This window comes from Rhizobium sp. TBD182, assembly GCF_001950375.1.
GTDB lineage: Bacteria > Pseudomonadota > Alphaproteobacteria > Rhizobiales > Rhizobiaceae > Agrobacterium > Agrobacterium tumefaciens.
The window spans coordinates 378,173-386,868 of sequence record NZ_BDLN01000001.1; the positions used below are offsets into that span (position 1 = coordinate 378,173).

General features: G+C 57.8%; 7 protein-coding genes. 3 read left to right on the forward strand and 4 right to left on the reverse strand.

Going from position 1 to position 8,696, the window contains the following annotated elements:
- Window positions 1-921 (forward strand): NADP-dependent phosphogluconate dehydrogenase (gndA, locus tag T18_RS27445; protein WP_323455169.1); only part of this gene is annotated, 921 nt, incomplete at its 5' end.
- Between the two features lie 68 nt (window positions 922-989).
- Here gndA and T18_RS01980 read toward each other — a convergent pair.
- The 3 genes from T18_RS01980 to T18_RS01990 all read right to left on the reverse strand — a co-directional run bounded on the left by T18_RS01980 (window position 990) and on the right by T18_RS01990 (window position 5,128).
- Window positions 990-1,316, reverse strand: a complete 327-nt coding sequence (locus tag T18_RS01980) for an RcnB family protein (protein WP_003515287.1) — start codon at window positions 1,314-1,316, stop codon at window positions 990-992.
- A gap of 192 nt (window positions 1,317-1,508) precedes the next feature.
- The gene (gene mgrA, locus T18_RS01985; RefSeq protein WP_013636166.1) at window positions 1,509-2,540 is read right to left on the reverse strand and encodes an L-glyceraldehyde 3-phosphate reductase; all 1,032 of its coding nucleotides are present in this window, start codon (window positions 2,538-2,540) and stop codon (window positions 1,509-1,511) included.
- Window positions 2,541-2,662: 122 nt separating this feature from the next.
- Complete coding sequence (locus T18_RS01990) at window positions 2,663-5,128, reverse strand: beta-mannosidase (protein WP_038492814.1); 2,466 nt, start codon at window positions 5,126-5,128, stop codon at window positions 2,663-2,665.
- Window positions 5,129-5,627: 499 nt separating this feature from the next.
- Between T18_RS01990 and T18_RS01995 the strand changes: the two genes are divergently transcribed.
- A complete protein-coding gene (locus tag T18_RS01995; protein WP_013636164.1) occupies window positions 5,628-6,680 on the forward strand; it encodes a LacI family transcriptional regulator in 1,053 nt (350 codons plus the stop codon).
- Between the two features lie 21 nt (window positions 6,681-6,701).
- On the opposite strand, the gene znuA is transcribed toward T18_RS01995, so the two are convergent.
- Entirely contained in the window at window positions 6,702-7,688 is a 987-nt protein-coding gene (znuA, locus tag T18_RS02000) for a zinc ABC transporter substrate-binding protein ZnuA (protein ID WP_038491028.1), read from the reverse strand.
- Window positions 7,689-7,792: 104 nt separating this feature from the next.
- Here znuA and T18_RS02005 point away from each other — a divergent pair.
- Window positions 7,793-8,696, forward strand: a 904-nt coding sequence (locus T18_RS02005) for an ATP-binding cassette domain-containing protein (RefSeq protein ID WP_173865417.1), incomplete at its 3' end; no start/stop codon positions are given.

Sequence of the window (8,696 nt, forward strand, 5' to 3'; positions counted from 1 at the left end):
GTGGCATGGCTCGGCAACGACGGTGCCGGTCATTTCGTCAAGACGATCCATAACGGCATCGAATATGCCGACATGCAGATGATCGCCGAAATCTACGGCATCCTGCGTGACGGCCTGAAGATGAGTGCGTCTGAAATCGCCGATGTATTCGGTGAATGGAACAAGGGCCGTCTCAACTCCTACCTGATCGAAATCACCGAGAAGGTTCTGCGCGCTGCCGATCCGATCACCGGCAAGCCGATGGTCGATCTGATCCTCGACAAGGCCGGCCAGAAGGGCACAGGCAAGTGGTCTGTTATCGAGGCGCAGAACATGGGCGTCGCCGCAACTGCCATCGAGGCCGCCGTGGCTGCCCGTATCCTGTCGTCGCAGAAGGACGAGCGCGAAGCTGCCGAGAAGATCTTCGGCCTGCCGACCGTTGCAGCTGCACCGGCTGACAAAAAGGCCTTTATCGCCGATCTGGAAAGCGCGCTTCTGGCCGCCAAGGTCGGTGCTTACGCACAGGGCTTTGCCGTCATGTCGGCCGCATCGAAGGAGTTCAACTGGAACCTGCCGATGCCGATGATCGCCCGCATCTGGCGTGCCGGCTGCATCATCCGCTCGGAATTCCTCGATGAGATCACCTCGGCCTTCACCAAGGATCCGCATGTGGCCAACCTCATCGTGACGCCTGCCTTCTCCGGCATCGTCAAGGACACCGACGCCGCCCTGCGCCGTGTCGTTTCCTACGCGGTTCTCTCCGGTCTGCCGGTTTCGGCGCTCGCTTCCGCGCTTGGTTACTTCGACGCCTATCGTCGCGCCCGCGGCAGCGCGAACCTTATTCAGGCGCAGCGCGATTTCTTCGGCGCGCATGGCTTCGAACGCACCGACGGTGTCGACAAGCCGCATGGCCCGTGGGGCAGCGGCGCCGACATTTTCTGATCGGCTATAACGATAAATGACAAAAGGCCCGCGCAAGCGGGCCTTTTTTATATCATCCGTCGATTTACTTAGCGTGCCGCAGAAAGGCCGACGATCAGGCCGGTGACGGCGTTGATGAGCAGGAACTGGTTGTCGACGCGTACCCAGCGCTGGTCGCGACGCGGCTCTGCCAGGCGGTAACGGCGATAGTCGCGGCGGTCGACGAAATGACGACGCTCTGCCGGGGAGAGGCGCTGACCGCGATCCCAACGGTGCTTCTTGACGATGACCTTTTTGGTGGTCGTGTGACGCTCGACGGTTACACCGCGATGACGGTCGTCGTGGCGGCTTTGTGCCTGGGCCATTGGAGCAGCAAGAACAGTTGCAGCCAGAAGAATGGTGACGAACTTTTTCATGAATGTTTCCTCTCGTGTTTCGATAAGGAGAACTTACGAATAAACGAATGAACGGAAACTGAATTTAAAATTACATTTATGTAATGGTTGTTAATGGTTAGACGGGGACGTTAATCTTTCTATTGGAGATTTCAGTCCAGCTTTTGCGTCGATCAGGCTGCCCGGTGGAAACCGGGCACCCTGTTTCAAGTATTAAACGCGTTCAGCGGATTTTGCCCAGAGGTTGATATCCGCGTCCTTCGCGTAACCGTCGATTTCCGCAAGCTCCTCTGTGGAGAAATCGGCATTGTCGAGTGCCTTGACGCAATCCTCGACCTGTTCGACACGGCTCGCACCGATGAGCGCCGACGTGATGCGACCACCGCGCAGCACCCAGGCGATTGCCATCTGCGCGAGCGTCTGGCCACGCCGCTCGGCAATGCGGTTGAGCGCGCGGATGTTTTCGACATTGCGCTCGTTGAGGAAGGCGGGGTTGAGTGACTTGCTCTGCGATGCACGGCTGCCATCAGGAACGCCACCTAGATATTTCGTCGTCAGCATGCCCTGCGCCAGCGGCGAAAAGACGATGGAGCCAATGCCAAGATCTTCCAGCGTATCGACCAGACCGTCTTCCTCGATCCAGCGATTGATCATGGAGTAGCTCGGCTGGTGGATGATGCAGGGCGTGCCGAGATCTTTCAGGATCGCGGCGGCCTCACGGGTGCGTTTCGAGTTGTATGACGAGATGCCGACATAGAGCGCCTTGCCCGAGCGCACGATCTGGTCCAGCGCGCCGCAGGTTTCCTCAAGCGGCGTGTTGGGATCGAAACGGTGGGAGTAGAAGATATCGACGTAGTCCAGCCCCATGCGCTTCAGGCTCTGGTCGCAGGACGATATCAGATATTTGCGGCTGCCCCATTCACCGTAGGGACCGGGCCACATGTTGTAGCCCGCCTTGGACGAGATGATCATTTCATCGCGGTAGCCTCTAAAATCCGTCTTCAGGATTTCGCCGAAGGCAGTTTCGGCGCTGCCGGGTGGTGGGCCGTAATTATTGGCCAGATCGAAGTGGGTAATACCGAGGTCGAAGGCGCGGCGGCAAATGGCCTGTTTGGTCTGGTGCGGTGTGTCGTTGCCGAAATTGTGCCACAGCCCGAGCGAGATCGCCGGCAGCTTCAGGCCAGTCTTTCCGCAATGATTGTATTTCATGGATGTATATCGGTTTTCGGCCGGTTGCCAAACCATGGGTCTTCCTCCACTTGCTGATGAATGGTTGCCGGAGAAGCCGGCAAACCTTTGAAAGATGAGGCAGGCGCAACGTTGCCTGCCGTTCCGCTAAGGATGGTTAAGCCTTTCGCCGCGTGGTTTCAATGCGAGGATTGGCAGGTATAAAGATCGAAGATACGGAACTGCGGCTGCCCGCTGCCCGCCTTCGGGGTGAAGATGATCCTGCGTGTTTCGCCCGCTGCGAGATCGAACAGATTGTCGGAATAACGCCCGGGCTGATCGGCCTCCAGCATGACGAAGAGGGCAAGACCGGCTGCGGTGACGTCGATTTCGAGCTGGCCGTTTTTCAATGTGCCGGTGGAGAACGTCAGTCCAGCGGGCTGGAGCTCCAGAGACTTGTAGGTGTCGCGCACATGATGGCCTTCGCCTGTCATGCCGTTGGATGCTATGAAGTTCCAGGCAAGAATGGAGCCATCAGGCAGGCTGTCCATGTCGATTTCGGTCAGCGTCGCCGCCTTGTCCGTTGCGCAAGTGCCGTTGGCGGATTTCAGCGGCACGCGGTTACCCTCCATGGTGAGGGCGACAATATTCATGTCGATCTCGACATCTTCCGCCGTGTCGTTGACCATGGAGAAACTTAATCGGCGTCCCTCTTCCGAGGGAATGGCGGAAACCGAGACCGGCTGGAAGAACCGGCGGGCAGCATAGTGCAGCGCCTTCCAGCCGCCGCCGTAATCCAGGCTCGACCATGATGCAACCGGCCAGGTATCGTTGAGCTGCCAGTAGAGCGTTCCCATGCAATGGGGTTTCAGCGAGCGCCAGTAGTCGACCGCGGTTCGGATGGCCAGCGCCTGCTGCACTTGGCTCAGATACACGAAATTTTCGAAATCCTTCGGAAAGCGGAAGTAGCGGAACATGGTGCCAGCGATGCGCTCATTGCCGCCGACATTCTTCTGGTGCAGTTCGATCACCGGGGAGGCGATGTTCATGTCTTTCTCTTCCGCATAGGTGCGGATGACAGGCATGGAGGTGTAGGACTGAAAACCGAATTCAGAGCAGAAGCGCGGTTTGACCGAGCGGTAATTGTCGAACGATTTGTTTTCGTGCCAGACGGACCAGTAATGCATGTCGCCGGAACCATCCGCATGCCAGGCATCACCATAATCGAGGTAGCCTGAAGCCGGGCTGGAGGGCCACCAGAGTGCTTCGGGGGCGGCTTTTTTCAGCGCCTTTTCGATGGTGCGGTTGAGGCGGTCGTAAGCCACGAGATAACGGTCGCGGTTGTTGCGGGGCTCCTCGAACCAGGTGAGGGCACCCACCAATTCGTTGTCGCCGCACCAGAGCGCGATGGACGGATGGGAGGAAAGGCGTTTTACCTGATAGTCGACCTCGTGTTCGACATTGTCGAGAAAGTCTTCGCTGCAGGGGTAAAGATTGCAGGCGAACATGAAATCCTGCCAGACCAGAAGACCGAGACGGTCACAGAGGTCGTAGAACCAGTCTTCCTCGTAAAACCCGCCGCCCCAGACGCGGATCATGTTCATATTGGCCTCGACGGCCGAACATAGAAGGTCTTCGGTTTTTTCGCGGCTGGTCAGCGAATAAAGCGCATCGGATGGAATCCAGTTCGCGCCACGGCAGAAGATTTCCCGACCGTTGATGCGGAAGGCAAATCGGCTACCGGCCTCATCCTTGTCCGTCAGAAGTTCAATGGTCCTGAAGCCGATCCTGCGGGTGACGGTTTCATCCGGCAACTCCACCGCCAACGTGTAGAGCGTCTGTTCGCCGCTGCCCGCCGGCCACCAGAGCGCGGGATCTTCCACGAAGAAGACGTGGCGCACCACCGTCTCACCCGCACCCACGCCGCAATCAAGCCGCAGCCTTTCATCGTTGAGGGAAAGGTAGAGCGGAAGGCTGGCCGGACCTTCGGCAAACAGCGTGATTGCCACATGCAGCTCGACGCCGCCCTCGACATGATGTTGTGAGGTGACGACGTGTTCGACCCGTGCCGTATCGAGGCGCTTCAGCAGGATTTTGCCGTAAAGGCCGAGCGGAGCAATCGCGATATTCCAGTCCCAGCCGAAATGGCACTGTGGCTTGCGCAACATGTTGCCGTTGGCAATCGGCGAGTTGCCCTCATGATAGGGAATGTAAAAAGGTTGCCGCGCCTGCCGTTCCGCCCCGGCTGCGATGTTGGAGTGGAAATGGAGACGAATGGTGTTTTCACCGGGCCGCACGGCGCGAGACACATCGGGACGGTAACGTCGGAAGCAATTGTCCGAACTCAAGACCGGGACATCGTTGACGAAGACGATCGCGACGGTATCGAGATAATCGATATCGAGATACCAGCTGGCATCAGCGTCATCGAGGATGAAGGTCCGCTCTATGATCCAGTCCCGATGCGCGACCCATTGCACCGCATTTTCATTGGCACCGTGATAGGGGTCTTGAATGATGCCCGCGTTTTTGAGTGCGCTGTGAACGTCTCCCGGCACGGTAAGGTCGGTCGTGTAGTCTCCTTCCAGCGAGGTCAGGCGCCAGAGCCCGGCCAGATCGATGACGGTTTCGGGCGTGGAGGAAGAAATCATGATGGGACCCTGCATGGACGAATTCAAATAGGATAAGCTGGCCTTTATGACGCAGGCTTGTGTCGGAATCTGGGGAAGATGCATGCCCGCCAGCCAACCGTTATCCAGCTCGCTCAGCTCGGCAATCTCCTCCCTCCGGCAACGTTACCGTAAAACAATCGTTCCGTCATGTCTTCGGAGTGAAACTTCATGCGCGAAAAATGCCCGTTGGTACTATTGGAAAACCACGGGTACGGATGCCTTGATATATATTGATTTTTATTTATAAATATCAATTAATTATTGATACTAATTAATCTAGTTTCTTGGCATTGTTTCTCTCTCGAGCAGAATTTTCGAGAGCGCGTAAGGTCGGTAATCCGGGATAAGTCTGTTCGATATTTTTCACGACCTACATCGTTATAGCCAAAGGCCCGAAGACCGGATCGGGTGTGACGGCGACCGGCGACGTTTGCCTTTGCAAGAAACAAAAAGCTATCTATGATTATTGTTCTGCAAAGCGTGGCGAAATGACATGAACGATACTGGTAATTCCGGCAGGGACGAAGCGAAGGCGACAACGGGCGAGCGCCCGACCTTGAAGACCATCGCCTACATGACGGGTCTTGGCATCACCACCGTGTCGCGTGCGCTGAAGGATGCGCCTGACATCGGCGCGGAAACCAAGGAGCGCGTGCGGCTGATTGCCCAGCAGATCGGTTACCAGCCGAACCGAGCTGGTGTGCGCCTTCGCACCGGCAAGACCAATGTGATCGCGCTGGTGCTGAGCGTCGACGAGGAATTGATGGGCTTCACCAGCCAGATGGTATTCGGCATCACCGAGGTCCTGGCGACGACGCAATATCACCTCGTCGTTACCCCTCACACCCACGCCAAGGATTCCATGGTGCCGATCCGCTACATTCTCGAAACCGGTTCGGCGGACGGGGTCATTATCTCCAAAATCGAGCCGAACGATCCGCGCGTCCGTTTCATGACGGAGCGCAAAATGCCCTTCGTTACCCATGGGCGGTCCGACATGGGCATTGAGCACGCCTATCACGATTTCGATAACGAGGCTTATGCCTATGAGGCCGTGGAGCGGCTGGCGCAATGTGGGCGAAAGAGGATCGCCATCATCGTGCCGCCATCGCGGTTTGCGTTCCACGACCACGCCCGCAAGGGGTTCACTCGCGGTATCAGGGATTTCGGCGTTTCCGAATTCCCGTTGGATGCCATCACCATCGAGACACCGCTCGACAAGATCCGCGATTTCGGCAAGCGCCTGATGCAATCAGACGATCGCCCTGACGGCATTGTCTCCATCAGCGGCAGCAGCACGATTGCGCTTGTGGCGGGGTTTGAGGCAGCCGGTGTCAGGATCGGCAAGGATATCGATATCGTGTCGAAACAGTCCGCCGAATTCCTGAACTGGATCCAGCCGCAAATCCACACAGTCAACGAGGACATCAAGCTTGCAGGCAGGGAGCTTGCCAAGGCTCTGCTGGCACGCATCAACGGTGCGCCGCCAGAAACGCTGCAAAGCGTCAGCCGCCCGGTCTGGTCCTCAATGGCGCCGAAGCCTTGATAGAAGGAACGCCTGTGCGGATCAGGACAGGCAATCCTTCAGCGAGCCGGCGATGCCGCGCATCATCTTGAAGTAGAGATCAGGACCCGGTTCAAGCGTGGCCGCTTCGGGATCGAGCGTCGCAGACTTTGCCGCCGTGCCTTCGGTTATGACGGAGATCAGTTTCGGCTCGAATTGCGGTTCGGCAAAAACGCAGGTCGCGCCAAGTTCGCGAACCTTTTCCTGCATCTCCCTAACGCGATCGGCACCGGGCAGGGTTTCGGGGCTGACGGTGATCGATCCCGCCGTTTTTACGCCGTAGCGATGCTCGAAATATTGATAGGCATCGTGGAAGACGATGAAGGGCTTGTCCTTCACGGGTTTGACCGTTTCGGCAATTTCGCTGTCGAGCGCATCGAGATCGTCGATCAGTTTCTTCGTATTGGCCTGATAGGTTTCCGCATTGCCGGCATCGGCGGCAATCAGCGCGGTTTCTATCGTCTGGGCCATGGCCTTGGCATTGGCCGGATCGAGCCACAGATGAGTGTCGTACGCGCCGTGTTCATGGTCGCCGTCATCGTGCGCATGATCATGATCATGAGCGTCTTCGCTGTCCGCATGGCCGGCATGTTCTCCATGGGCCTCTTCGCCATCGTCATGCGCCTCGAAAGGGCCGCCTTCGCGGAAGGGAAGCTTTTCCAGCCCCTTGGCATCTTCCAGTTCGACCACTGTTGCCTTGCTGGTCAACGCCTCCAGCGGCTTCTGCAGAAATGCCTCCAGTCCAGGCCCGACCCAGAAGACCAGATCGGCCTTTTCCAGCGTGCGGGCATTGGAAGGCCGCAGATTATAGGTATGCGGTGAGGCGGCGCCGTCGACAATGAGTTGCGGTTCGCCCACGCCACGCATGATTGCCGCGACGAGGGAATGGACAGGCTTGATCGAGACCACGACATTTGGGGCGGCGGTGGCGCCGGAGGCGGCCGCCGCTATTGCTACCGATGCCATGAGCGGGATCACGAACGATCTCATGAAATGCACTCCACTTGAAGAAGTATAGTTATGTTATTACATTTATTGCGTAACTCTATAACGTATGCGATAGCGGTAAGCAACATCGCCGATCGGACAATCCCATGCTTCATTCCGCCCATGAGGGCAAAGAGATACTGGTGTCACTTTCCAATGCCGGCGTGCAGCGCAACGGTCGCTGGCTCGTGCGCGGCGTGGAGTTTTCCGTCAGCAAGGGTGAGATCGTCACGTTGATCGGGCCGAACGGTTCGGGCAAATCAACCAGCGCGAAAATGGCGATCGGTGTCTTGAAGCCGAGCGAGGGCGCGGTATCGCGCATTGCCGGTCTGAGGGTCGGGTATGTGCCGCAGAAGCTTTCGGTCGACTGGACCATGCCGCTTTCTGTGCGCCGGTTGATGACGCTGACCGGGCCGCTTCCCGCGCGCGAAATCGACGCCGCGCTGAACGCCACGGGTATCGCGCATCTGGCAAACGCGGAGGTGCAGCATCTTTCTGGCGGAGAGTTCCAGCGGGCGCTTCTTGCCCGCGCCATTGCGCGCAAGCCCGATCTGCTGGTTCTCGATGAGCCCGTGCAGGGCGTTGATTTCTCCGGGGAGATCGCGCTTTATGATTTGATAAAAAATATCAGGAATTCAAACAATTGCGGAATTCTGTTAATCTCGCATGACCTGCATGTGGTCATGGCGGAAACCGATACCGTAATATGCCTGAACGGTCATATCTGCTGCCGGGGAACGCCGCAGGCGGTGAGCCAGAGCCCGGAATATATGCGGCTTTTCGGTGGGTCGGCCGCCAAGGCGCTTGCCGTTTACAGCCACCATCACGACCACACCCATCTGCCCGATGGCCGGGTGCAGCACGCGGATGGTTCGGTGACCGAACATTGCCACCCCGATGATGGTCATCATCATGCGCATGAGCAGCATCACGACCATAATCATGACCATGGGGACTGCGGCTGCGGCCACGAGCATGACGGACATGCCACTTCAAGCCACCAGCAGGGAG